Origin of the sequence: Sorangium sp. So ce124, from assembly GCF_051525235.1 — a bacterium.
GTDB classification, from domain to species: domain Bacteria; phylum Myxococcota_A; class Polyangia; order Polyangiales; family Polyangiaceae; genus Sorangium; species Sorangium atrum.
The window spans coordinates 11,077,383-11,103,153 of the sequence record NZ_CP150312.1 but is presented as its reverse complement, the minus strand read 5'-3'; the positions used below and the strand labels follow the sequence as shown (position 1 = coordinate 11,103,153).

Annotated in this window: 14 protein-coding genes; 4 read left to right on the top strand and 10 right to left on the bottom strand. The window is 70.4% G+C overall.

Annotated elements, in window-relative coordinates; genetic code table 11:
- Positions 1 to 81 precede the first annotated feature (81 nt).
- From WMF19_RS41655 to WMF19_RS41645, 3 genes are all read right to left on the bottom strand, one after another.
- On the bottom strand, positions 82 to 2,226 hold the full coding sequence (locus tag WMF19_RS41655) for a response regulator (protein ID WP_437895451.1): 2,145 nt from the start codon (positions 2,224 to 2,226) through the stop codon (positions 82 to 84).
- Positions 2,223 to 8,192 (bottom strand): AAA family ATPase, encoded by a 5,970-nt coding sequence (locus tag WMF19_RS41650; protein WP_437895450.1) that lies wholly within the window; start codon positions 8,190 to 8,192, stop codon positions 2,223 to 2,225. Before WMF19_RS41650 ends, WMF19_RS41655 begins: the two co-directional genes overlap by 4 nt.
- A 293-nt stretch (positions 8,193 to 8,485) precedes the next feature.
- Entirely contained in the window at positions 8,486 to 9,460 is a 975-nt protein-coding gene (locus tag WMF19_RS41645; RefSeq protein WP_437895449.1) for a LysR substrate-binding domain-containing protein, read from the bottom strand.
- Positions 9,461 to 9,713: 253 nt separating this feature from the next.
- Here WMF19_RS41645 and WMF19_RS41640 point away from each other — a divergent pair, with 253 nt between their 5' ends.
- A complete protein-coding gene (locus tag WMF19_RS41640; protein ID WP_437895448.1) occupies positions 9,714 to 11,024 on the top strand; it encodes an MBL fold metallo-hydrolase in 1,311 nt (436 codons plus the stop codon).
- Positions 11,025 to 11,235: 211 nt separating this feature from the next.
- Here the strand turns inward: WMF19_RS41640 and WMF19_RS41635 are convergent, their stop codons facing one another.
- Positions 11,236 to 11,715, bottom strand: coding sequence for a carboxymuconolactone decarboxylase family protein (locus WMF19_RS41635; RefSeq protein WP_373372202.1), 480 nt, complete (start codon positions 11,713 to 11,715; stop codon positions 11,236 to 11,238).
- 136 nt (positions 11,716 to 11,851) lie between these two features.
- Between WMF19_RS41635 and WMF19_RS41630 the strand changes: the two genes are divergently transcribed.
- On the top strand, positions 11,852 to 12,745 hold the full coding sequence (locus WMF19_RS41630; RefSeq protein ID WP_437895447.1) for a sigma-70 family RNA polymerase sigma factor: 894 nt from the start codon (positions 11,852 to 11,854) through the stop codon (positions 12,743 to 12,745).
- A 421-nt stretch (positions 12,746 to 13,166) separates the two neighbouring features.
- The gene (locus WMF19_RS41625; RefSeq protein WP_437895446.1) at positions 13,167 to 16,259 is read left to right on the top strand and encodes an MYXO-CTERM sorting domain-containing protein; all 3,093 of its coding nucleotides are present in this window, start codon (positions 13,167 to 13,169) and stop codon (positions 16,257 to 16,259) included.
- Positions 16,260 to 16,335: 76 nt separating this feature from the next.
- On the opposite strand, the gene WMF19_RS41620 is transcribed toward WMF19_RS41625, so the two are convergent.
- From WMF19_RS41620 to WMF19_RS41600, 5 genes are all read right to left on the bottom strand, one after another.
- Complete coding sequence (locus tag WMF19_RS41620; protein ID WP_437895445.1) at positions 16,336 to 16,794, bottom strand: cupin domain-containing protein; 459 nt, start codon at positions 16,792 to 16,794, stop codon at positions 16,336 to 16,338.
- A gap of 161 nt (positions 16,795 to 16,955) precedes the next feature.
- Complete coding sequence (locus WMF19_RS41615; protein WP_437895444.1) at positions 16,956 to 17,651, bottom strand: DJ-1/PfpI family protein; 696 nt, start codon at positions 17,649 to 17,651, stop codon at positions 16,956 to 16,958.
- A 225-nt stretch (positions 17,652 to 17,876) separates the two neighbouring features.
- Positions 17,877 to 18,827 (bottom strand): hypothetical protein, encoded by a 951-nt coding sequence (locus WMF19_RS41610; RefSeq protein WP_437895443.1) that lies wholly within the window; start codon positions 18,825 to 18,827, stop codon positions 17,877 to 17,879.
- Between the two features lie 84 nt (positions 18,828 to 18,911).
- Entirely contained in the window at positions 18,912 to 19,868 is a 957-nt protein-coding gene (locus WMF19_RS41605) for a hypothetical protein (protein ID WP_437895442.1), read from the bottom strand.
- A gap of 171 nt (positions 19,869 to 20,039) precedes the next feature.
- Positions 20,040 to 21,335: a pectate lyase family protein gene (locus WMF19_RS41600; protein WP_437895441.1), complete on the bottom strand. Its 1,296-nt coding sequence runs from the start codon at positions 21,333 to 21,335 to the stop codon at positions 20,040 to 20,042.
- A 12-nt stretch (positions 21,336 to 21,347) separates the two neighbouring features.
- Here WMF19_RS41600 and WMF19_RS41595 point away from each other — a divergent pair, with 12 nt between their 5' ends.
- A complete protein-coding gene (locus WMF19_RS41595; protein ID WP_437895440.1) occupies positions 21,348 to 21,668 on the top strand; it encodes a hypothetical protein in 321 nt (106 codons plus the stop codon).
- Between the two features lie 210 nt (positions 21,669 to 21,878).
- Here WMF19_RS41595 and WMF19_RS41590 read toward each other — a convergent pair whose 3' ends face one another.
- Positions 21,879 to 25,754, bottom strand: coding sequence for a protein kinase domain-containing protein (locus tag WMF19_RS41590; protein WP_437895439.1), 3,876 nt, complete (start codon positions 25,752 to 25,754; stop codon positions 21,879 to 21,881).
- Positions 25,755 to 25,771: the final 17 nt, after the last annotated feature.

Here is a 25,771-nt window from a genome sequence, read left to right as displayed (position 1 = left end):
CATCATTTCGCCTCTTTCGATTGGCCGAAGCTACACCCTACGGAGCCGATGAACGTCCACAGGTCCGCGCTCGGCCTCGACTCACCTCGCCCCGCCATGGATTCGCCCGGCCAACGTCGCCACGTGCGCCACCAGATCCGGCGGCTTCACCGGCTTGGCAAGGTGCATCTGGTATCCGGCCCTGAGCGCCCGCGCGCGGTCCTCGGCGCGCGCAAACGCGGTCAACGCCAGCGCCGGCACGCTCCCCCCACGCTCTTCCGGCAACTGCCGTACCTTCTGGATCAGCTCATACCCGCCCTCGTGCGGCATGCCGATGTCGCTCACAAGGACCATCGGCCGATCTCGCTCCAGCTCCGCCAGGGCCTCCACGACCGAGCCCGCCGTCCGCACCTCCGCCTGGCACTCCGCCAATATCCGCAGGAGCAGCTCTCGCGTGTCCGGCTCGTCATCCACCACAAGCACCCGCACCCCCTTCAAATTCAAGAGCTCCCCGCCACGATGCCGTGATGGCCGGCGCTGCGGCGTCGAGGGCGGCTCTCCTCCGGCCAGCGCCTCGGCGTGCTTGGCCTCCAGCGGCAGCTTCACCGTGAAGCTCGCCCCCTGGTCCTTCCCTGCGCTGGCCGCCTCCACCGTCCCCCCGTGCAGCTCCACCAGGTGCTGCACGATCGAGAGACCCAGACCCAGCCCGCCGTACTCGCGCGTGGTCGAGGCGTCTGCTTGCCGGAATTGCTCGAAGACGTACGGCAAAAACTCCGGCGCGATGCCGATCCCCGTGTCGCTCACCGCGAGGCGCGCGTACGACCCCTCGCGGCGCAGCGATACCCTCACCTGCCCGCCCTGCCGCGTGAACTTCATCGCGTTGCTGAGCAGGTTCCACACGATCTGCTGGAGGCGATTCGGGTCCCCGATGACCTGTTCTCCGGGCGACTCGACGCTGAGCTCCAGGCGGATCCCCTTCGCCTTCGCCGCCGGCTCGGTCGACTCCAGCAGCGTTTCGAGCATCTCGGTCAGATCGACCGGCTCCACGTCGAGGCTCAGCCGCCCGCCGATGATACGCGACATGTCCAGCAGATCGTCGATGAGCTTGGATTGCGCCCGCGCGTTCCGCTCGATCGTCCCGAGCGCCCGGCCCAGGATCTCGTCCGATGGGCCGCGCATACGGAGCAGCTGCGACCAGCCGAGGATCGCGGTGAGCGGCGTCCGCAGCTCGTGGCTCAGCAGCGCCAGGAACTCATCCTTCAGCCGCCCGGTGCGCTCGAGCTCCGCCCGCGCCGCCTGCTCGCGGGAGAGGAGCATCTCCCGCTCCGCCTCGGTCCGCTTTCGATCGCTGATGTCCGTGGAGATCCCGCAAACCGCGTACGGCCGGCCCGACTCGTCGAAGAGCGGACACTTGATCGCGATGTACGTGTGGAGCCCATCGTCCTGGGGCACGATCTCTTCCATCTCCAGCGGCCCCCCGGCCGCCACCACCTGCCGGTCGAAAGCGCGAAGCGCATCGGCACACTCCGCGGGGAACAGATCATAGTCGGTCTTGCCGGCGATCGACCGCGCGGTCACATGAAACAACTCTTCGTGGCGGCGGTTGATCATCAAATAGCGTCCTTCGAGGTCCTTGACGTAGATGACCGCCGTGGAGTTGTCGAAGATGGCCTGAAGCAGGTGTTGGCTCTCGCGCAAAGCAACTTCCGCGCGCCGGCGCTCGGCGTTCTCCGCCTCGAGGGCGGCGTTCGAGCTCGCCAGCTCGGCCGTGCGCTCTCGCACCCGCTGCTCCAGCTCCTGGTGGGCGCGCAGGAGCTGCGCGTTCTTCGCTTCGAGCTCCTTCTGCGCCTCGCGCAAGCTCAGGTGCGTCCTGATCCGCGCGAGCACCTCTTCAATCTCGAACGGCTTGGTGATGTAGTCGACGCCCCCCGCCTCGAACCCCACGAGCTTGTCCGCCACTTCTCCGAGGCAGGTCATGAAGATCACCGGGATGTCGCGGGTGCCCTCGGCCGCCTTCAAGCGCCGGCAGGTCTCGAACCCGTCGATCCCGGGCATCACCACGTCCAGCAGGATCAGGTCGGGTTTCATGAGGCTGGCCCGCTTCAGGGCCGCCTCCGCGTCCTCGGCGGCGAGCGCCTGATGACCTGCGGATTCGAGATGATCCACGAGCAGGGCCAGGTTGGCGGGCATGTCATCCACGACGAGGATCGTGCCCTCACGAGCACCGGGCGCGGAGGCTCTGCTCATGACAGTTGACCGTCGGCCACCGCCGCGCCGACCGCGGCATGCTCCTCGACGAACTCCTGCAGCTTCCGCATCTGGTACGTCCGCGCCAGCGTCTGGAGCTGCTCGAGCCAGGGGCCGAGCCGCGGCTCGCTTTGCTGCATCCGCTCCGCCTCCGCCAGCACCTTCCGGATACGGCCCGACGCCACCAGCCGCGATAGCAGCGATAGCTGTTCGGCCGAGGGCGGCACCAGCGCGCTATCCCCCTTCACCGCCGCGGGGGCCGTGGCGTTCACCGGTTCGTGCGTCCATTCCACGCGCAGGAAACGCGCGATCTTCTCGAAGAGCAGGTTGGCATGCACCGGCTTCGGCAAGAAGTCGTCCCAGCCGGCGTGGGCCCCCTTCGGCTGTTCGGCGGCGTTGACGTTCGCCGACGAGGCCAGGATCACCACCCCGTCGAGCTCGGGCATCTGCCGCAGGCGGCGCGTTGTCTCATAGCCGTCCAGGCCTGGCATGGCCAGGTCCATCAGGATCAGCGCAGGCCTGTGCTCCAGGGCCAGCCGCAGCGCGGATTCGCCGCCGTCGGCCTCGACGAGGTCGAAGCCTATGGGGACCAGCAGATCGCAGAACAGAGCGCGGTTGCCGGGGTTGTCGTCCACGACGAGGATCTTGCGGCGCTCGCCGCGATAACCGGTGATCGTGGCCCACGTCAGAGCCTCGTCGGCGGCCGCGGAAGAGAGCGCCTCGGCGAGCGTGAGCGTCACGGTGAACGCGCTGCCTTTGCCGAGCTCGCTCTCGACATAAATGGTCCCGCCCATATGCTCGATGATCCTCTTGCTGATGGCGAGGCCGAGCCCGGTGCCCTCGCTCTTCACCCTCTGGTCTCCCACCTGCTCGAAGGGCTCGAAGATGCGCGCGAGGTGCTCCGGGGCGATGCCCGTGCCCGTGTCCTCGATCCGGAAGCGCACGTCGCGCTGCCCGTCTCCGCCCTCGCCCAGGGCGTCGACGAGCAGGGTGACCGCGCCGCGCTCCGTGAACTTGATGGCGTTGCCGAGCAGGTTCAGGAGCACCTGCGTCAAGCGCTTCTCGTCGGCGTACACGGCGGCGAGCGCCGGGCCCCGCACCTCGTGGGTGAACGCGATGCCCCTCTGTTCGGCGCGCACGCTGCAGAGGTCCACCACGTTGTGCACGAAGGAGGGGAAGTCGAACCTCCGGGCGACGAGCTCCATCTTGCCGGCCTCGATCTTCGCGAGATCCAGGAGGTCGTTGAGCAACGCCAGGAGGTGCTCGCCCGATTTCTTCACGATCTGCACCCCTTCGCGGCTCTTCGGCGAGAGCTCGGGCGCTCGCATGAGGAACTGAGCGTAACCCAGGATGCCATTGAGGGGCGTGCGCAGCTCATGGCTCATGCTCGAGAGGAAATCGCTCTTCGCTCGATTGGCGCGGTCGGCCGCCTCCTTGGCGATCCGCAGCTGCGCCGTCCGCTCCTGGATCTTGACCTCCTGGTCCCGGTACAGCACCGCGTTCTCGACGGCGATCGCCGCCTGCGAGGCGAGCACTGACAGGAGCTCCACGCGCGCGGGAGGGAACGCCGACGGCACGTCGCGGTGCTCCAGGTACAGCACGCCCACCACGTGGCCCCGATGCGTCAAGGGCAGCGCCAGCAGCGAGAGCACCGCGTGCAACGCCAGGTACGGGTCGCCGGCGAAGCGCGCGTCGGACCTCGCGTCGCCTGTCACCACCGGCTCGCCCGTGCGGGCCGCGTATTGCACCACCGCGACGGGGACGTCGTGGCTCTGCCCGAGGGGCTCCGACAGCCCTGCCTCGATGCGGGTCCCCTCCACCCAGAGCCGAGCGACGACCGAGAGCGCGTCCCCTTCGCTGAGCACCAGGGCGCCGCGCTGCGCCCCCGCGTTCTCCAGCGTGAGCTCCATCAGCCGGCCCACCACGCGCCCCGGGTCGAGCTCGCCCGAGAGGGCCTGCGCCGCGCGCACCGCGGTCTTCACGTCGAAATGCGCGCCCGTGGACCTGCCCGTGGTCGTGGTGGTCGCCATCACGGTCGTACGCTCGGAGGCCGACTCGTGCAGGGACGCCTTCAGCACGGCGGGATACCTCGCGTTCAGATGGGCGACCACCGCGTCAGCGCCCCAGCGCGCGTAGGCGTCGCGCGCCTCGCGCAGGTACATCGCCCCGACGTGGGTCTTGCCCGCCTCCAGCCGAAACTCGGCGGCGAGCTGGGCTGCCAGGGCCTCGATGTGCAGGAAGCGGTGCTCGCGGGCCAGCTCGATGGCCTCGTCGTACCTGACCGCTGCCTCATCGGGCTTGCCCAGGACGCGGGCGTATTCGGCCTCGGCGAGGCGCAGCTTGTGGAGGAAATTGGCCTCGCAGCCTTCGGTGAAGTAGCGCAATCGCGCGAGGCTGTGCTCGATGTGCTGCCGCAGCCGCGCCTGCTCCTCGTCCGTGACGGCGACGGGCCAGCGCTTCGCTGCTGCGAGCGCGAGGAAGAGCGCGATGTCTGTCACCATCGGGATCCCGAGGAGGTCTGCCTGGAATTGCTCCGCCTCCCGCATCCTCGACAGCGCCCGCTCCCACTTGCCAACAGCGCAGAACAGATATCCTTCCAGCGTACGAGCGAACCCTCCGGTGTACCTATCCCCGTCGGCCAGGAGGGAGCGCGAACCTCGTGGCAATGGCTCCTCCTCCAGGAGGCGCTCGGCGCCGTCAGGAGACATCAAGACCTCGCAGAAGGACGCGACCAGCTCGAAATGGTGTCGCCCGACGGCGTCCCCTGCGCGCTGCACCAGCTCCCAGCGCGCCTTGTGCTGCGCGTCGACCTGGCCGAGCGGCAGGCCGCGCCACAGCCGGTAGTAGAGCAAGTCGCACAGGAGCCCCCAGCTCGTGCCTTGAAACGACCCGATCTTCAGGCCGGCAGCGATGGCTTGCTCGTAAACGGGGGACGCTTCATCGATGGGCCTCGAGTAGCCCAGGTAGATCCCCTTGAGCGCGAGGCACTCGGGGAGCATCGCGGAGCCGACGCGCTCTGCGGCGCGCACCCCGGGCGTGAGCCAGCGCATGGTACGGCGATACATGCCCGTCGCCACCGACCACGCGTTGGCGAAGCTGCAGATCATGAGGGTGGCAGCAGGCGTGAGCGCGTCCCGCCGTATCGCCTCGGACACGATGCGGGCGATGACGAGCGAATACAGCATCGGCCGGCCACCGTAGATCGCGCAGAGCTGCGCCTGCGTCATCAGGGCATCGATGAGCCGGTGCTCCAGCGACGGATCGACCTGCATTCGATCAAACCCGTCCGGGTCACGGTCCAGCCATTGATCCAGCTCGGTGGACTCTTGCAGGAGCGCGACCTGACACGCCTCATCCGTGTCGGGGAACGTGATGCCCTGCTTCGCGAGGGCGGCCATCCCGAGCCCGATTCCGCGCGCGTACTGGCCCGTGGCGACACAGCAGCGCGTGCGGATCTCCTGCGCCGACAGCCAGGCGACCTCCGGCAGAGGCCTGTCCAGCAAGGCGAGCGCCCGCGCCTCGACGTCGTCGAACTCCCGCAGCAGATAGGCGGCTTCCAGGCGCTCCAGCCCGATCTCCGCCGACAGCGCGCGCTCCTGCTCCCAGGCGCGTCCGCCGAGGAGCGCCTGCGCGCTGTCCAGCAAGTTGGCCATCAATCGGTAGGAGCTCGCCGCCTTCGCGCAGCGCGCGGCCTCCAGGTTCAGCCGCGCGAGCTCCTTGCGCTCCTCCACGGACTCGAGCCGCGCCGAGCCCAGGTTCAGGTGCCGCACGAGCTCCAGGAATTGCTGGACCGTGCCCCCTTCGGCGAGATGACGCGCCTGGAGCCGCCGGCCGATCTCCAGGTGCGCGAGCACCCGCTGCTCCGGCGAGATCCGCTCGTAGCTCGCCTGCTGCACGCGGTCGTGCAGGAACCGGTACGCCGCGTCCATCGCCGCCGCGCCAATGACGCCGAGCGCCTGCGCGGGGCGGTAAGCCCCGTCGACCGGCACCACCAGCTCTGCATCCAGCGCCGGCCATAACGCCCCCGTCACCGGGGCGCGCTCCCACCCGCTGAGCCGCTCCAGATCCTGCAGGTGGAATGTGTGGCCTGCGCAGGCCGCGAGCCCCAGGAGCTGCTGCGTCGGCTCGGGCATTTCACGCACCTTGTCTGTCAGGAGCGCCACCACGTTATCGGTGACGCCCGCCTTCTCGAGCGACGATTGATCCCACCGCCACGCCCCGCTCTCCGGATCCCTCACCACCTGCTTCTGCCGGTGCAGCGAGAGCAGCAGCTGCTCCAGGAAGAAGGGGTTTCCGCGGGTCTTGCGCGAGAGCACGCGCGCCAGCGGCTCCACCCGCGCGGGCTCGCTCTCCAGCGTCCGCGAGCACCACTTCTGCACCTGCTCTCCCGACAGCGGGCCCACCGTCATCCGCGACACCTTGGCATCGCTCTTCTCCACCGCCTCGACGAGCTTCCACAGCGGGTGCTCGGGCGGCGCCTCGTTGTCGCGGTACGCCGCGATCACCAGCAGCGATTTGCGCTCCACGTCCGTGAGCAGCGTCTGCAGGATGATCAGCGTGGCGCTGTCGGCCCATTGCATGTCGTCCAGGAACATCACGAGCGGCGGGTTCGGCGCCGTGACGGCTCGCACGAAATTCAGCCACGTCAGCTTCTGCCGGTTGAGCACCTGCTCGCCCTCGACCGGCGGCACCGGCGGCAGCTTGCCCATGACCAGGTCGAGCTCCGGCACCACGTCCGCGATGAGCCGCGCGTTGTCCCCGACCTCGCGCCGGATCCGCTCCTGCCAGGCCTCGAGCACCGCTTCCGAGCTGGAGAGCCATTGGCGCATCAGCGCCCCGAACGCTTGAGCCAGCGCCGCGTAAGGCGTCGACCGCGCGAGCTGATCGTGCTTGCCCGCGATCAGGAGCCCGCGCCCCGCCTGCGCGATATCCCTGTAGACCGTGCGGACCAGCGCCGTCTTGCCGATGCCCGAGGGGCCGCCGACGAGCAGGAGCTCCGTCGTGCCCTGCGCGGCGCGCGCAAAGGACTCGCCCACCCGCTCGACATCGCGCTCTCGTCCCACGAGCACCTGTGGCAACCGGAGCTTGCGCGAGAAGTCTTTTCTTCCCAGGCCGAACGGCTCCACCGTGCCCCGCTCGTCCCATCGACGGAGGGCCTCCTCCAGATCCTCTGCCGCGCCGCGGGCCGTCTGGTAGCGCCGCTCGGGATCCTTGGCCAGGAGCTTCGCCACGATGGCTGCCACGGTCCTTGGCACCTCCGGGGCGACGGAGTCGAGCGGAGGCGGGTCCTTGGCCAGGTGAGCGTGCACCAGCGAGAGAGGATCGCGCTCCGTGAACGGCAGCCGCCCCGACATCACCTCGAAGAGCGTCACCCCCAGCGAGTACAGGTCCGTGCGCGTATCGAGCGCGCGCGCTGTGCGCCCCGTCTGCTCCGGGGAAATATAGACAAGCGTCCCCTCCAGCGCCTCGGGGATGCTCGCCTCGGTGGCCTCCTGGGACAACAGCGAGGCGATGCCGAAGTCGAGCAGCGTGACCCTCTCGCACGCCTCGTCCACCAGCACGTTTTGCGGCTTGATGTCCTTGTGCATCACGCCAGCGGCGTGCACCCCCTCGAGCACCCGTGACAGGAGCCGGCCGAACCGCAGCGCGGCCCCGACCGGCACGCGCCCCTGCTTGGCGAGCAGGCGATCGAGCGAGCCGAGGCCAGGATCCTCCAGCACCAGCGCCGCCGTGCCGCCCCGCTGCTCCAGCGCCCGTGCGCGCGCCACCCCGGGCACCTGTGCGAGCTGCATGAGCACCTGGTGCTCGTGGATCAGCCGCCCCATCACACGCGGACTGGCCACCTCGGCCACGGGGATCTTGATTGCCACGCGCGCCCCCGAGGGGACATGGACCGCGCGCCATACCCGTGTCTCGTTGCCGTCGTAGATTACCTTTTCCAGCGTGTAATCCCGCAGCTCCATCATTGCCCCCCTCGCATCCTTCAGGGGCGCTGCTGTCGGATCGTCATCGTAGTGCCGAGAAGGACGGAATGCGACCGGCGATCCTCCCTCGGGGGAATTTTTCGGGCAATCTCTGCTGCATGAAGGGCCGTGATCGCCAGCGCGCTTCTCGGCGGCCGAGCGGGCTCCTTCGCGGGGTGCCCACCGCACCAGGCAGCTTGTCAGGCAATATCAGCGCCGAGCTAAATAGAACGGAGCCAGACGGCCGGGGGCATCGGTTTTCACCAAGCTCGTCCGGTTGCGCTCAGGCCACACGGCTACTCTCGCCGCAGTCCTCTTTTTTTCGTCATTCGCCTTGCGCGTGCGCTTCGCTCTTCGCTGGCGGGAGGCTCTGCGGTCGCCGCCACGCGCTTGCGGAACTCGGCGACGAGCATGTCGACGAACAACCGGACGCGCGGCGAGAGGTGGCGCTTGCTGGGGTAGACGACGCGCAGATCCTTGCGGTTGATCGACCAGTCGGCGAGCACGCGGACGAGGCGCCCCCTGCGCACGTCCTCGGCGCAGAGAATGCTGGGCACGGGCGCGATCCCGACACCGGTGCGAACGGCCTCGTGCAGCATGGCAAACGAGTTCATCGAGAGCGTTCCGCGGACGTCGGCGCGGCGCACCTCGCGCCCGCGCTCGAACGTCCAGCGCGTCACGCGCGATTCGCCGTAGACGATGCACGTGTGTTCGTCGAGATCGACAGGCGACTTCGGCCTGCCACGCGCCTCAAGGTAAGATGGGGTCGCGCACAGCCACAGGTCACCTCCCGTCAGCCGCTGCGCGATGAGGCTCGAGTCGTCGTCGGAAGCGAAGAGCATGATGGCCACGTCGAAGCCGTCTTCGATCGGGTTCACGGGGCGGTCCGAGGCGACGATCTCGATCTCCACGGCGGGATGGCGTTGCGTGAACGCCGCTGCCACGCTGGCGAGGAAAGATTGGCCGAACAGGAGCGGCGTCGCCACCCGCAACACGCCGCGTGGGGAGGACTCGAGGTCCTTCACCGCGGCGTTGGCCTCTTCCATCTCGGACAGGATGCGCGCGCAGCGCTCGTGATAAGCGGCGCCGGCGCTCGTCGGTCGCACCACGCGCGTCGTGCGCTCGAGGAGCCGCACGCCGAGCGAGGCTTCGAGGCGGGCCACACGCTCGCTGACCGTCGATCGCGGCAGCCGCAGCGCCTTCGCCGCCGCGCTGAAGCTCCCGAGCTGCGCCACCTCCACGAACGTCGCCATCGCGTCGAAGTCGAACATTGTGCAGCCTGGTCGAACAGGCTATTCGCCGGTCGCTGCCTGGTCAAGCGCAGCGGGAGAGCGTACCGTGGCTCTTGACATGGCCAGGGCTGGCAGCGAAGCAATGGAGAATTCCATGATCCTCATCTGACCGTGGAGGTGTGCCGCCTCGCGGGCCACAATGCGAGCACCTTCCTGGAGTTCGCGCGCGATTCGCGAGCCGAGCTCGGCTGACAGACGCTCTACTGGCTATTGCCATCCACGAGGTACAGCGATGCAAGACGAAACGCATGTCGAGGATTGGGGAGAGCTCTTCGTCACGCGCAAGTGCTGCGGCGCCGGCACGTGCCGGAACTACGCGCCGGAGCTCCTGGGCGAGGTGGCGCCGGCCAGCGACCTCCGGGAAGGCCGCCGCCTCTCGGTGCTGCCGGACTCCTACGAGGACGGCGCCTTCACGGGTGTGCTGCGGCAGCCGCGGAGCAAGGAAGATCTGATGGCGGCGCGGACGGCGATCGCGGCGTGCCCGTTCGGCGCCATCAAGCTCAAGCCGGGAGCGGCGCGGGCTCGTCGGGGCGATCTCGGGTCGCCTTGGGGCGGTTTCCCGCGGTCCATCGAGGATGACGTCTGGGTCATCGGACAGCCATCCATCAAGAACTTCGGCGCCCTGTCCTATTTCATCGAGCGGGACGGAGGCGGGGTGCTGATCGATCCCCCGAAGCCGAGCGAGGAGGTCTTCCGCTGGCTCGCGGAGCACGGCGGCGTGCGGTGGCTCTTTCTGACGCACCGGGATCATACGCACCACCACGCCGAGTTCGCCGGCCGCTTCCCGGGTTGCCGCCGCATCATCGGCGCCGCAGACGTGAACCTCCGTGAGAACAAGTACATGACCTCGACCGGCGACGTGGAGATCAAGCTCGGGAACGAGCTCGGCCCGCTCTCGCTCGAGGGGGAGTCGCTCTCGCGAGAGGCGGCCAAAGAGGCCGAGATCATGGTATTGCCGCAGCCCGGGCACACGCCGGGGTCGTTATGCCTCCTGTACCGAGGCCGCTTCCTGTTCACCGGCGATCACCTGAGCTACTCGCGCCTCCTGGGTCGACTCGTGGCGCATCGGCTGCAATGCTGGGAGGACTGGGAGCGCCAGATCCGCTCGGTGCGGTATCTGCTCGCGGCGGCCGAGGCCGGCTGGCTGAGGTTCGCGTGGGTGTTGCCGGGTCACGGGGAATGGGCCCGCCTGCCGGGCGAGGGGAGCGCGGCCGAGACGGCCGCCGAGCTCCGCCGCGTCATCACGTCCATGGAGCAGAAGCCGAAGGGGCATACGCCGCTGGGCCGCTGGATCCTGTACGTTCAGAGCCGGATGGCGCCCGAGAAGACGCTCGGCCGCGCGCTGCGCGCGATCGGCGGCGGGAGCGACGCCTGGGTATTGCCGCGCGGCGCGCGGAGCTCGCTCACCGATTTCGATCCCGACAAGACGCAGGTCGCCCTGCGCCGGCTCTATCTCCTCGGCGCCGCCGCGCTCTTGGCCGCCGGCGGGGCCGTGTGGCTCACCGCGCGCCGGGGCATGAGCGCCCCTTCTGGTCGCTCCTAGTACTACAGTTGCAGTTTGCTGCCTGGCGAACTGGCGCAACCATCTAAGCCTCGGGATGCTCGACGTCGGGCTCGGCGGGACGGTGGGCACCCGGGCTCTGCAGCTCGCACCAGGTTTGCGCGGAACCGCATTGGAACCGCATTGACGAGTCGTCCGGCCCGGAGCATGTGCAACTGTAGTACTAGGACGCTAATCCCACGGCTTCTCCCCGTCAGCGGTTGTCCGCGCGCGCATCCAACTTCATCGAGCCGGCGATCTGCCTCGTTGTCACGTTGAACCGATTGAAGAGGTTGACCAGCCCGATGTGCAGGGTCAGCGCCGCGAGCGCCGGCTCGTCGTAATGCCGCGCGGCCTCCTCCCAGACGGCGTCGGGCACCGGATCCGCGCGGTCGCTGAGCCTCGTCGCGGCCTCGGCGAGCGCCAGCGCGGCGCGCTCCGCGTCGGTGAAATAGGGCGCCTCGCGCCACGCCGCCACGGCGAACATGCGCTCGTCGGTCTCGCCCGTCTTCTTCATCTCGCGCGCGCCTATGTCGACGCAGAAGCCGCACCCGTTGATCTGGCTCACCCGCAGGTGGACGAGCTCGAGCGTCCGCGCCGGCACGCCGCTCTTCTTCACCGCGCCGATCAGGGCGTAGATCGGCTGCATGACGTCGGGGATGACCATGGCGGGGTTCTTCATCCGTGCTTTCAGCATGTTCGTGCTCCTCCCGAGGGGCTCGGGTGTGCTCGCCAACCGTGACAGGACGCAGAACGTCCGTTCGCGTCGTCACATCGGCTAGGGTTCGTCCGTCACAGCCATGACGAAGCACGACGAGGGAGTGTGACCGATGGATGAAAATAGTTGGCTGGCGGAGCGGTTCGAGGCCCACCGGGCCCACCTGCAGGCCGTGGCGTACCGGATGCTCGGCTCCCTGAGCGAGGCGGAGGACGCCGTGCAGGAGTCCTGGCTTCACCTGAGCCGCGCCGACACGAGCGGCGTCGAGAACCTGGGCGGGTGGCTGACGACGGTCGTGGCGCGGGTGTGCCTCGACATGCTGCGCTCGCGCAAGGCGCGGCGCGAGGACCCGATGGCCGCGCCCGACCCCGCCGTGGACCGCGAGGCCGGGACCGATCCCGAGCGCGAGGCGGTGCTGGCCGACTCCGTCGGCCTCGCGCTGCTCGTGGTGCTCGACACGCTGACCCCCGCCGAGCGGCTCGCGTTCGTGCTCCACGACCTGTTCGCGGTCCCCTTCGAGGAGATCGCCTCCATCGTGGGCCGCTCCCCGGCCGCGGCGAGGCAGCTCGCGAGCCGCGCCCGCCGCCGCGTGCAGGGCGCGCCCCCGTCTCCGGACGCCGACGTCGGCCGCCAGCGCGAGGTCGTCGACGCCTTCATCGCGGCCATGCGCGGCGGCGACTTCGACGCGCTCGTGGCGATCCTCGATCCGGACGTCGTGATCCACGCCGACGCCACGGCCGAGCCCCCGGCCGGGGGCGAGGTCCGCGGCGCGCGCGCCTGGGCCAAACAGGCGATCCCCGCCGCGCGCGGCGCCAAGTTTGCGCGCCCCGCCCTCGTGGACGGCACGGTGGGCATCGTCTTGGCCCCGAAGGGGCGGCTCTTCCGGGTGCTCCGCTTCACCCTCGCGCAGGGGAAAATCGCCCGGATCGACGTCGTGGGCGACCGCGAGCAGCTCCGCGATCTCGACCTGTTGGTCCTCGACGGCGGGCCGCAGCTGGAGATCTAGACGAGCCCTGTGGGAAGCGCGCTCGTCGGAAACATGCTCGCCGGTATCCTGCTCCCGATCGGAGCGCTCGCGCGCCTCAGCTGCGGGTAGCGCGGTACTTTGGCCGAAAGTGCGGTACGTTGGGAACCACCAAGCCGCCAAGGATGCCAAGAGATCTCAATAATTTGGCGTTCTTGGCGGTTCGACCCTCTCCAGCGCTCCCTGCGGTAAGCACCGCACCACCCGGCTGCGGCGGCTCGACGCCGCAGCCGTACACCGCGCCGAGTTCGCCGCCCACCCGATCAGCTCACCTGGGTCATCCGCGTCGCCGCGGGCGACGTGGTTTACACGGCTCCCTCACTCGGCATACCTTTGTTCAATGCATTCTCTTACCGATCTGCGGCCTCGTGGAGGGTGGTTCTGCGGCGTCTTCGCTGCTGCCATGGCTATCGTGGCGGCGTCGTGCGCCACGGACGGCCTCCCCGGGAGCTCTCCCGAGGCATCGGAGCGAGCGGAGCGCGAAGCGAAGGGTGCGCCGGCGGCGGGGTTCTCGTCGGCCACGACGCCCAAGGACCTGCGCGCGGCGCACATCGCCGCGGTACAGGGAGCGGCGTCGGCAGCATACGCCGCGATGGTCGTGCGGCCGGGGCGCCTTCTGGTGGAGAACGAGGCGCAGCGGTTCACGACGACGCTCGACCGCTCAGGGGCGTGGGTCGCGTCGGACGAGGCGCCGTGGTCGCTATCGATGCGCGCGGCGGGGCTCGGGTGCGAGGAGGCGGTGTCCGCGGTCTCCGAGGCCGAGCCCAAGGCGGAGGGCAACCGGGTCCTGTATCGCCACGAAGGGCTCCTGGCGTGGTACCTCAACGGCCCGCTGGGGCTCGAGCAGGGCTTCGTGATCGCCGAGACCCCCGCGTGCACCGGGGCGAAGGTCGTGACGATCGAGCTCGGCGGGGATCTCCGGGCGGAGCTCGACGACGCGAACGGCGACGGCCGCGGGGAGGCGATCCGGCTGGTCGACGCCGAGGGCCGGGCGGCGCTCTCGTATGCGGATCTGCTCGTGAAGGACGCGCAGGGAGACGCGCTGCAAGCGTGGCTCTCGGTGGAGGCGGGGCAGATATCGATTCACGTGGACGACGCGGGGGCGGCATATCCGGTGGAGATCGATCCGCTGATCACGACGCAGCAGGCGAAGCTCCTGGCGAGCGATGCCGCGGCGACCGACTTTTTCGGCGATTCGGTCGCGCTCTCGGGCGACACGGCGCTCGTCGGGGCCTACGGACACGACGACGCTGGGCCCGTCGCCGGCTCGGCCTACGTGTTCGTGCGCAGCGCCGGCGTCTGGACCCAGCAGGCGAAGCTCGTGGCGACCGACGCGGCGGCGGACAAATATTTCGGCACCTCGGTCGCGCTCTCGGGCGACACGGCGCTCGTGGGGGCGAGCGGAGACGCCGACCACGGTTTGAACGCCGGTGCGGCCTACGTGTTCGCGCGCAGCGCCGGCGTCTGGACCCAGCAGGCGAAGCTCGTGGCGACCGACGCGGCGGAGGGCGACTATTTCGGCATCTCGGTCGCGCTCTCGGGCGACACGGCGCTCCTGGGGACGCCAGGAGACGACGACAAGGGCTCGAGCTCCGGTGCGGCCTACGTGTTCGTGCGCAGCGCCGGCGTCTGGACCCAGCAGGCGAAGCTCGTGGCGACGAACGGCGCGGCGCTCGATTATCTCGGCAGCGCGGTCGCGCTCTCGGGCGACACGGCGCTCGTGGCGTCGCCCGGCGGCCATGGCTTTCAACCCGGCTCGGCCTACGTGTTCGTGCGCAGCGCCGGCGTCTGGACCCAGCAGGCGAGCCTGCATGCGCGCGACCCGGCGCGGGATGACACTTTCGGCAGCGCGGTCGCGCTCTCCGGCGACACGGCGCTCGTGGGGGCGCAAGGAGACGACGACGACGAAATCGTGGACTCCGGCTCGGCCTACGTGTTCGTGCGCAGCGCCGGCGTCTGGACCCAGCAGGCGAAGCTCATGGCGACCGACCGCGAGACGTGGGACTATTTTGGCAGCTCGGTCGCGCTCTCGGGCGACACGGCGCTCGTGGGGGCGCTGCTGTCCGACAACGCCGTTTGGGACGCCGGCGCGGCCTACGTGTTCCAACGTAGCGCCGGCGTCTGGACCCAGCAGGCGGCGCTCGTGGCGACCAACCCGAGGAAAGACGACGGTTTCGGTGATTCGGTTGCGCTGTCGGACGGCACGGCGCTCGTGGGGGTGCATGGAGACGACGCCAAAGGCAACTACGCCGGCTCCGCGTACGTGTACGTGATCCATAAGACAAGCGGCGAGCGGTGCGCCACCGGGACCGAGTGCGCGAGCGGGTTCTGCGTCGATGGCGTGTGCTGCGACACGGCCTGCGGCGGCGGCGTATCGAACGACTGCCAGGCGTGCAGTGCGGCCGCGGGGGCCGCGTTGAACGGGACATGCGGTGTGCTGGCAGCGAACACCGAATGCCGAGCGGCCGCGGGGGGCTGTGACGCGGCCGAGGTATGCGATGGGACGAGCGTTTCGTGCCCCGCGGATGCCAGGCTCGCGGCGGGGACGCAATGCCGCGCGCCGGCGGGCGTGTGTGACGTCGCGGAGGTCTGCGACGGCAGCACCGGTGCCTGCCCGGCAGACACCAAGGTCGCGACGGGGACGCAATGCCGCGCGTCGGCGGGCGTGTGTGACGTCGCGGAGGTCTGCGACGGCCGCACAAGCGCTTGCCCTCCGGACACCAAGGTCGCGGCGGGGACGCAATGCCGCGCGTCGGCGGGCGTGTGTGACGTTGCCGAGGCCTGCGACGGCCGCACAAGCGCTTGCCCTCCGGACGCCTTGGCCGCCGCGGGCACGCAATGCCGCGCTGCCACGGGGCCCTGTGACATCGCGGAGAGCTGCGACGGGGCCGACTCGGCGTGCCCGGCGGACGCCGTCGCCGGGGTGACGACGGATTGCCGACCTGCGGCGGGCCCCTGTGATATCGCGGAGCAGTGCGACGGCGCCAACAAGACCTGCACGCCCGATGTGCTGGCACCAGCGGGGTGGGTCTGCCGTGACGCCGTCGGCGAATGCAATGTCGCCGAGACGTGCAATGGCATTTCAGTGAATTGCCCAGCGGACGACATCGCGCCCGATGGCGCGATGTGCACCGACGGCGTGTGCGTCGGCGGCGCGTGCATGAGCGGCGGCGATTCTACCACCAGCAGCGGCTCCGGCGGCTCTGACGGCTCGGGCGGCGATTCCAGCATCAGCAGCAGCTCGAGCAGCGGCTCCGGCGGCTTGGGCGCCGGCGGTGGCTATGGCGGCAGCGGTGGATCCGGCTCTGGCGGCGATTCCACCAGCAACAGCAGCTCGAGCGGCGGCTCCGCTGGTGGGGAATCCAGGGACGACGGCGGTTGCGCGTGCCGCGCCGCGGGAGCTACATCGAGCGATCCGCGCCGGGGCGCCGGCGGCGCCGCGCTCGCCCTGCTCGGCCTCATGGCCCTCCGGCGCCGTCGCGCGGCGCGCGGCTGACCTGCTTTGCGCTGCGTCCCAGCACCGCGTGGACCCGATCCCATCTCTCGCGGTGGTCATTCACCACCTCATCCACTCAGTAAGGTGTTCCGTCCTTGTGCGTGTAGACGTACTCGCCGCCCACCTTGCGGAAGGCGAGATCCTCGTCGGGATACTCGACACTGTCTTCGGGATCGCGGTTGCTGATCTCGAGGTAACGCGCTGGCGCGGCGCTGCGGTTGACGAAGTGATGTCCGTTGCGCGCGCCGGCCGGAAAGCCCGCGCACTGACCCGCCGTGAGCACCTGCTCGCCGTCGTCCGTGCGCAGCACCACCTCGCCCTCCAGCACGAAGACGAGCTCGTCCTCGTGAGAGTGGTAGTGCCGCAGCGCCGACGCCTTGCCCGGGAAGAGCGTGGTGAGGTTGACGCCGATCTTCGTCAGGCCGAGGGCGCGCTTCTCGCGCGGCGTGACGCGCGCGGGAAACGGCTCGGGGTACGTCGAGCCGGTGCGGGGCTCGAGATCGCTGGGGTTCAAGGCAGGGCGTTCGAGGGGCATGATCATCTCCGAGCAAAGCGGCTGCGCTCAGCGGCCGCGCGGTGTGGGCACGAGCGTGGAGGCGAACGTCGCCGGGCTCAAGGGGATCGCGGCGGCTCACGACCAATCCCGCCCCCCGATCCTCTCCCGCAGGGAGAGGGAGGAGGCTCCCGGGAGCGCAGTCACACCGGTCGGGCGAGCGCGGCGCGCGCGGCCAGCAGCGCGGCGCGGCGCTCGGGAACCTGGAGCAGGGCGCGATCGCGGACGCGGGTGAGCACCTCGGCGGGCGCGGTCTCCGGGGAGCCGGCGTCGAAGGGGGGCTGCGGATCGTACTCGATGCCGAGCTGGATGGAACGAGCGACGTCCGCGCCGGCGATCTCCGCCACCAGGGTGAGCGCGAAGTCGATGCCGGCGGTGACGCCGCCGCCCGTGATCACGTTGCCGTCGCGCACGACGCGCGCCGCTTCGGTCTGGATGCCGACCTCGGCGAGCAGCGGCCGGAACGCCCAGTGGCAGGTGGCGCGTTTGCCCTCGAGCAGGCCCGCGGCGGCGAGCAGCAACGAGCCCGTGCACACCGACGTGACGTAGCGCGCGGCGCGGCCGAGGCGCTGGACATGCGCGACGAGCTCCCGATCCCCGAGGGCCGCCGTGAGGCCGTAGCCCCCGGGCACGCAGATCGCGTCCGCTTCCGTGATGTCGGACAGGCGGGCGAGCCCGCTGAAGGTGAGGCCGCTGTCGGCGGACAGCGAGCCGCCCTCGCGGGAGGCCACCACGAGGCGCGCGCCGGGCAGGCGCTGCAACACCTCGAACGGGCCCGTGAAGTCGAGCTGCGTGAGCCGGGGATACAGGATGAAGACGATCGTGAACGGTCTTTCCATGGCGCGCCTCTCTGCCGGAGTTGACCGAACCATCACACAATACCACCTTGGCAGAAAGGACAAATGGTCCTCATTTCCTGCCAAGCCACGTGCCCACGCGATCAGCGCATCGGCGCTGAGCGCCGCTGTCCGTCGCTTCATTCACAGGGATGTTTAGCAGCCCCCCGTGCCAGCACAGATCCGTCCCGCAGGCCTATCCGTTCACACCACACGGCCGCCACCAACTCAGAATCTGGCCCCCGCCGCGACACGGACCGTCGCGAGCTTTCCCTGCTCCAGACCGAACCCGAGCGGCTCGTCCAGCGCCACGAGCAGCCCGGCCCGGAAGTACAGGCCCGACGTGGGCGGCTCCACCCCGACGAAGGGCTCGGCCGCGAGCTGCAGCTTGTCGGTCTGTGTGAGCGGGAACGCAGCCTGGAGCCGCGCGCCGACCCCGAACCCGCCCACGCTGCGCAGCTCCGCCTCGTTGCTCTGCTCGATGAAGAACTCCGTGTCCCCGCCGCCCGTGGGGATGGCGAACATCGCCACGAGATCGCTCCGCACATAGAGCGCCTCGATCGGGCGCAGCTCGATGCCGCCCCGGGCCCGCAGCGGGACGTGCTCCAGGAGCGCCCGCTGCGTGTCGAAGTACCCCCGCACGGCCAGCGCCGCCGCCGCGGCCGCCTTCGTGTCGTCGGACGGATCCTGCGTGATGGGGATGGAGGCCGAGAGCCCACCGACGAGCATCATCATGGGGGTAATGTTCCCGGCGTAGTGAAGTCCTATCGAGGGATTGCCGAAGAAGAACCCCTCGAGCTCCGGCGCGACGGTCGCCGCGTCGCCCTCCGCCGCGTCGCCCTGCCCCGGGCCGGGCGCGCTCGCGTGGCTGCTCCCGTACGCAAAAGGCAGCTCGGCGTCGAGGTGGAGCCCCCCGATCAGCCTGATCTGGGCGACCGCCGCGAAGGACGCCACGAAGGAGTTCCCCTCCCACGCGCCGCTCGTCCCGTCGCTGCTCACGGTTTCCCAGTCGGGGAGGTTCGCCTCGATGGTGCTGGTGAGCACGTCCGCCTCCACGCCGAGGCGGAAGCCATAGGACTTCGCCCACTGCCCTTCCGTGACGGTCTCCTCGGCGAGCGCCGGCGGGGTGAACGAGAGCAGGAGCGAGAGGGCGGCGAAGGGCGAAGCAAGCTGGCGCATGCGGACAGGGTATCTATTTTTCCGGACCGAGGCCATCCAGCCGCCTCGCCGAGCGGACCTCGGGCCGCGCGCTCCGGGCGAGCGCTACAGGCAACCGCTGGGCACGCTGCCCCAGTGGCTCTTGGCGACGACGAACCCGTCCGGACCCGACGTCGAATGCGAGCCGCACAGGCCGTCGGCGTCGGAGATCACGGAGTCGATGCCGATGCCATACTCCCAGTATTTGACCTCGAGGCTCGAATCGTGGGTCGAGCCGCTCCGCTCCGGAATGGAGGGGACGAGAATGCCGCTCGAATCGTAGAACTCGAAGCCCGCGATGGAAATCGAGAGCGACACGTTTCGTACCTGGCCGACGCAGGTCGTCCTGCACGTGGGGTAGCCGACGGAGCTCTCTTTCGTGAAGCCCGAAGGGCAGCCGGCCGAATAGCTGCAGTAGCCGTTGCACGTGACGGGCAGGGGCCCCGGCAGGTCGACGCACTCGTACTCCCCGGTGCCCTGGATCGTCTTGCGCTGGGTCTCGAACCCCCCTGACGTCACCGAGGTTCGGCTGCCGAGCTCTCGGTACACGTAGTAATCGTTCTTGAACGACTCTTCCTGCGTACAAAGGCCGCCGTTGCAGTGCGTCGCCGCGGCCATCACGATGGGCTCCTGGCCTTGCAGGAGAAAGCGCTCCCCCGCGATCTCGACCGTATGGCGTTCGCCCCCCAGCTCGCCTATCAATTGCGCCTTCGTCAGGGCGAGCTCGTCGGGCGAGCCGATCGACACGCCGGCCACCCTGGTGATCCGGCCGTCCTCGTCCCGTTCGACCGTCGTGGTGCCCATGTCGAGCTCTTCGGCCCGCCTGGCGACCCAGCCGAGGGCGTCATGCTCGCTCGCGAAGCGCAGCCCGTCGGCAGCCGCGGCCCGCTCGAGCGGGGCGGCGTCCTCCGCTTCGATCGCTTCGGCGCTGCAGCCCATCATGAACGCCGCGGCGAGCAGCGATGCGGCGCCGTAGGTTCGGCGAGAATTGTTGGTGAGGTGCCGGTGCATTCTGTCGGTCATGGTGCGATCCTCTGTGGCCCTGAGTAATCACACTCCGTGCCACGCCTCGCGTCGAGGGCCCATGACCTGGCCAGGTGCTTCGCGGACGCGATGCCGAGGAGCGCGAGCGCGGGCTGGTCCTGCGCAAGTTGCGCAGGAATCTGCGCAACTTGGGCGGCGCTGCGCGCAAGGTCAGTAAGCGAGCGTGCAGGTGTTTCCGGCTCCGCACTCCTTGGAGGTGACCGCCGCGACGACCTGGGACGCCGGCATCGGCGTGTAGCGGTACGGGATCTCGAAGACGGTGCCCCTCGAGGCGTTCAAGTCGTCGCCGGTCCCCTGGTTGCCGATCCCCTTCCAGCCTCTTGGACTGCCCATGTCCGTCCAGATCGACCTGTTCTCATCATAGACGCAGTTCTCGGCGATGAGCGCCATGTCCTTGCCCACGCCGTGGATCTGCCCGCCGCCGGTCTTGTGATAGTTGTTGAGCATGTGGACGTTGCCGTACCGCCCGCGAGGCTGGCGTGAATCGACGCGCTCGCCCCAGTGGCTGTTCATGTACGTGATGCGCAGCTTGCCCACGCTGGCCGGCTCGTCGTCGCTGCCGGCGATCAGGTTCGAGAACCGGTGCTCCTTGTCGTACGTGTAATAGAAGCGCGACCAGGAGACGGTGACGTAGTCGGCGCCCTGGGTGATGTCGCAGTTGCCGTCCTGGCCGTCGGAGATATCCAGATGGTCCAGCCAGACGTGGTGGGCGCCGTTCCCCGTGTAAACGGCGTCTGCGCCGCCCTTGCACTCGTCGTAGCTGGCGCAACGCGCGCCCCGCACGGCGAGGTTGCGGATGATGATGTTGTGCACGTCGGCGCCGCTCATCCGGATGTTGCCCGCGATGGTCACCCCGGGGCCGATGCCGATGATCGTCTTGTTGGCGCCCGGCGCGAGCGTCCCGCTGTAGTTCCCGGGCTTCACGAGGATGATCGCCGGGGTCGCGCCCTTCGCCGCGTCCTGGAGCTCGCTCATCGAGTCCACCGTGATGGCCGAGCTCAGGTCCGTGCCACCGCCGGTCGTGCCGCCGGCGACGCTCGCGAAGCCCGGAACCGGATCCGTGATGTGGAGGTCCCCGACCGGGGTCGACCCGCCGGTGCCCTCACCACCGGCGCCCGCGCCACCCGTATCCCCGCCACCAGCGCCCGCTCCACCCGTGTCCGCTCCACCCGTGTCCGCTCCACCCGTGTCCGCTCCACCCGTGCCGGCCGCGCCCCCGGTGACGCCGCCCGTTGCGCCGGTGGAGGCTCCGGCGCCGCCTGTGCCGGCCGTGGTGGTACCGGAACCGCCCGTGGCCGTCGTGCCACCGCCGCTGATCGCCCCAGCCGCGTCGGGGGTTCCTCCAGAGCCCGCGCCGGGGCCGGACGAGACATCGGGATCTGTCGAGCTGCAAGCGATCAGCAAGCCGAGAATCGAGAAGGAGGCGAGTCGATACGAGTGGGTCATGGTTCCTCTGCGGTGATGGAAGCCAAGCTTCTTTCCCTCAGGTTGCGCGGCGCCCCCGCCAGCCGTCACAAATCGCCGGGACGCTCCCGAACCGCGATCCGCGTCGAATCCTTGAGAGCGCCGAACAAGATCGGACCGAGCCAGGCGGATGAGGGCATCGGTATTCACCAAGCTCGTTCGGTCGCGCTCAGGGCACGACGCCCTCCCCCACCATCGCTCACCGTCATGGTCGTGGTCGTGGTCGTGGTCGTGGTCGTGGTCGTGGTCGTCGACGGCTCGTTCGTGAACGTAAACGTCTTCCGGGAAGTGGCATCTATCCCTCCGCTATGTTGAGCGGAACGGAAAGCGGCGCTCGATGTGGCCAGTCAGCCGGAGGCGGCGACAAGCGCCGATCGAGGGTTCGACAGAACGTTTACGTCCACGGTCGTGTCGTCGACGACCACGACCACGACCACGACCACGACTACGACTGCGACTACGACCGCGTTGGTGACCGAGGGGGCGGGGGCTGGCCTTATGCCCTCCCGCGCGCCCCGACTCCCCTCACCGCTCGACGCGGTCGAGCCAGGCGCGCGCGTCCTTCTCCAGCAGCGGATCCCCGAGCCGCACCGACAGCTCCAGGAGATCCTCGAACTCCCGCCGCGCGAGCGCGTCGTTGCGCGCGTTCTTCAGCAGCATCGCCGCCGCCCAGCGCCCCTGCAGCACGTCGTGCCAGTAGCCCTGCTCCTCCGCCCGCGCGATGAGCCCCTGCAGCCGCTCCCGCGCGTCCCCCGCCCCCGCCACCCCATCCAGGTACGCGAGGTACATCCGGTTCGAGGCGGCCACCCGGTCGTACCCCGCCTCGTCCGCACGCTCCAGCGACTCCGCGAAGAGCGACCGCGCCCGCTCGTGCTCGCCCAGCCGCACGCACGCGTAGGCCAGGTTGTGAAGGTTCACAACCCCGTCGAACCGCAGCCCGAGCGTCCGGTCCAGCTCGATGGCGCGCTCGCACGCCTTCGCCGCGGCCCGGAAATCCCCCGCGTAGAGCTCGATCGTCACGAGCAGCTTCGCCCGCACCGCCTCCGCGACCCGATCGCCCGGGGCAGCCGCCTCCCAGCGCGACATCGCCTCCAGCGCCCCGGGCCGATCCCCCGAGGTCGCCCGCGCCAGGGCGACCGACTGGAGCGCCCGCGGGTCGTCCGTCGGTCCGAGCGCGGCGAGGTCGAGCGCCGCCCGCCGCGCGCGCGCGAGCTGCCCCTGAAGGCAGGAGACCTCCACGTCCACCGTCAGCGCCTCCTGCAGGAGCTCGCGGCGACCTACCGCCATCTCGACAACGTCGTCGAGCAGGTCGTGCGACAGCCGGAACAGGTTGGTCGCCCCGAGCGCGCGGGCGAGCTCGATGCGCAGCTTCACCCGGAGCTCCAGCGAGCCGACCGCATCGACGCGCGCAAGGATGCGGTCCGACGCCGCCGGCAGCGACGGCGCGCGGCGCGCGTGGCCGGCCGCCTTCGAGAGGATCTCCACCCACCGGCCGAGCTCGTCGGGATCACGCCGCGCGACGTCCGAGAGCTCGAACGCCCGCGTCATCGCGCCGATCGCCGCGTCGAACTCGCCCCGGCGCACGCGGACCCCCGCCGCGCGCGCCAGGTGCCCCGCCGCGCCGTCCGCGTTCCCGAGCGAGAGCGCCCCGTCCGCCGCGCGGCCGAAGTGGCAGTCGACAAGCGCGAGCACCGCCGGATCGTCCCCGCCCACGCGCTCGATCCACTCGGCCGCGAGCCAGTGGCCGAGCGCCCGATCCGCGTCCGTCAGCATCTCGTAGGCCGCGTCCCGCACGAGCGCGTGACGGAACGCGAACTCCGGCTCGCCGCGGAGCATCGACTCCGGCCGCGGCTCGAGCAGCTCGCGCTTCTCGAGCGTCAGGAGCCACGACTCGAGCTGCGGCACCTGCCCGCCCCCGCCGAGCATCGCCTCAAGACCCCCCCGCCAGAACACCTCGCCCATCACCGCCCCGGCCCGGAGCACCCGGCGCGCCTCGGGCTCGAGCGCCGCGATCCGCGACTGCATCATCGCGAGCACCGTCTCCGGCACCTCCCCTGCCCGCCTGTCCGCCGTCGCGCGCACGAGCTCCTCGAGGAAGAACGCGTTCCCCGCCGACCGGTCGATGAGCGCCGCGAGCTCGGCCTCCGGCGGCGCGTCGCCGAGGACCTCCCGCACGATCCGCTCGCACGCGCGGCGCGACAGCTCCCCGAGCCGCATCTCCGTCGCCTCGCGATCCTCCCACAGGCCCGGGAACGCCTCGCGCACCCCGGGGCGCGCCAGCGCCAGCACCATGAGCGGCTGGTGCCGCAGGAACCGGAGCGCCGCGTCGAGCGTGTCCACGGTGGCGCGATCGCAGAAGTGCAGGTCGTCCAGCACGATCAGCACCGGCTGCGCGTCGCACTCGGCCCGCAGGAAATCGAGCCACGCCCGCCGCGCCTGCTCCTCCATCACCGCGCGGTCCTGCCGCGCCGCGCGCAGCGCCGGGCTCTCCGGGAACGGCGCCCCGACGAGCTCGCCGAGCAGCTCCGTCACCCGCTCCCGCGAGGCCTCGCCGACGTGCCGCGCGACCCGCGCCGCGAGCTTCTCCCGCCGCGCCTCGACGGGCTCGTCGTCGAGCAGGCCCGCCGCGCGCCGCACCGTCTGCGCGAGCAGCCCGAGCGGCGCCGCGCCCCGCATCGGATCGCCGTGCGCGCGCCACACCGTGACCGGCTCGCTGCGCGCCTCGACCCGCCGGACCAGCTCGTGCGCGAGGCGCGACTTGCCGACGCCCGCCCCCGCCGTGACCAGCACCACGCGCGCCACCCCCTCGGTGGCGCACTCGTCGAGCACGTCCTCGAGCGCGCGGAGCTCCCGCTCGCGCCCCACGCAGGTCGTGGGCTTGCCGAGCACCTTGCGCCCGCCGTCCTGCGGCTCGCGCGCGCCGAGCAGCGTCGGGCCCTGGCTGCCCGCCGCGATCTCGAAGCGGTCGCCGAGCAGCGCGGCCGTCATCTGGTCGATGAGCACCGGCCGGCCCGAGGACGGATCCTCCGCGGCGTGGCGGACCCGCGCGTCGAGCAGCGCGCCCGCGCGGTCGATGACCTGCCCCACCGCCTGCGTCCCGGCGATGACGTCCCAGCCCGTCGCCAGCGCCACCCAGGCCCCGGGCAGGAGCGCGTGGATCGAGAGCGCGCAGCGGGCGGCGTTGCCGGCGAGGTCGGTCGGCGAGCCCGCGCCCGCGACGACCGCCGCGACCGAGCCGTCGGCGAGCACCTCGAGGACCGCGCCGTGCGCCTGCGCGGCCTGCCGGACCTCGTGGAACGGCGTTGTCGGCGGCGGCGCGGGCCGGGGCTTCGCCGGCGGCGCCGGCGCGAGCAGGCCCTCGGGCAGCGCCTCCTTGCTGCCGGAGACGACGGTCGCGTGGTGCCCCGACAGCATCGTGTCGCTCGCCCGCTGGGGGCCCGCGATCGCCTGCGGGCGAGCGGACGGGGGGCCGCGCCTGCCGGCGCTCATCTCAGCCGCGAGGACGACGCTGACGAGCCGCCGCTCGCTCTTCGTCAGCGCGGGCGTCGGCAGGCCGTTGCCGGTGGACATGTTGCCCTCCACAACGCTCAGCATCCGGAGCTCGGCGGCGACCTCGCCCGCGTCCGCGGGGCGCTCCGCGGGGTTCTTCGCGAGCAGCCGGGCCACGAGCAGGTCGAGCGGCGGCGGGATGTTCGGGCAGAAGGTGCTCGGGCGCGGCGCGGCCTCGAAGAGCACCTTGGCGAGGACGGACAGCGGGTGCTGGGCGACGAACGGCGACCGCCCGGTGAGGCACTCGAACAGGAGGCACCCGATCGAGTAGAGGTCGGCGCGCGCGTCGACGTCGACGTCGCCGCGGACGCGCTCCGGCGCCATGTAAGCGGGCGTGCCGATCGCCGAGCCGGTGAGGGTGAGCTCGTACGTCGCGTCGGCCTGGCGCGCGATGCCGAAGTCGATGAGCTTCGCGCTCCCGATGTCGCCGCCGGGCAGGAACACGTTGGTCGGCTTGAGGTCGCGGTGCACGATGCCGCGCGCGTGGACGGCGGCGAGCGCCTCGGCGACGCGGCCGACGAGCATCAGGCTGTGCTCGATCCCGAGCGGCCCGCGCGACAGCCGCGCGCCGAGGTCCTCGCCCTCGAGCCACTCCATGGCGAGGTAGTAGAGGCCGTCCGCCGTGACGCCGTGGTCGATGTAGCGGGCGACGACGGGGTGCTCGAGCTCGGCGAGCAGGCGCGCCTCCCGCTGGAAGCGCACGACGTGCTCCCTGCCCTGGTTGAAGATCACCTTGAGCGCGACCGCGTGGCCGCTCTGCCGGTCGAGCGCCCGCCACACCGCGCCCATCCCGCCGGAGCCCGCGAGGCGTTCCAGCTGGAAGCGGTTGGCGAGGACGTGACCTGAATGCATGGCGCAAGTATCGGTGT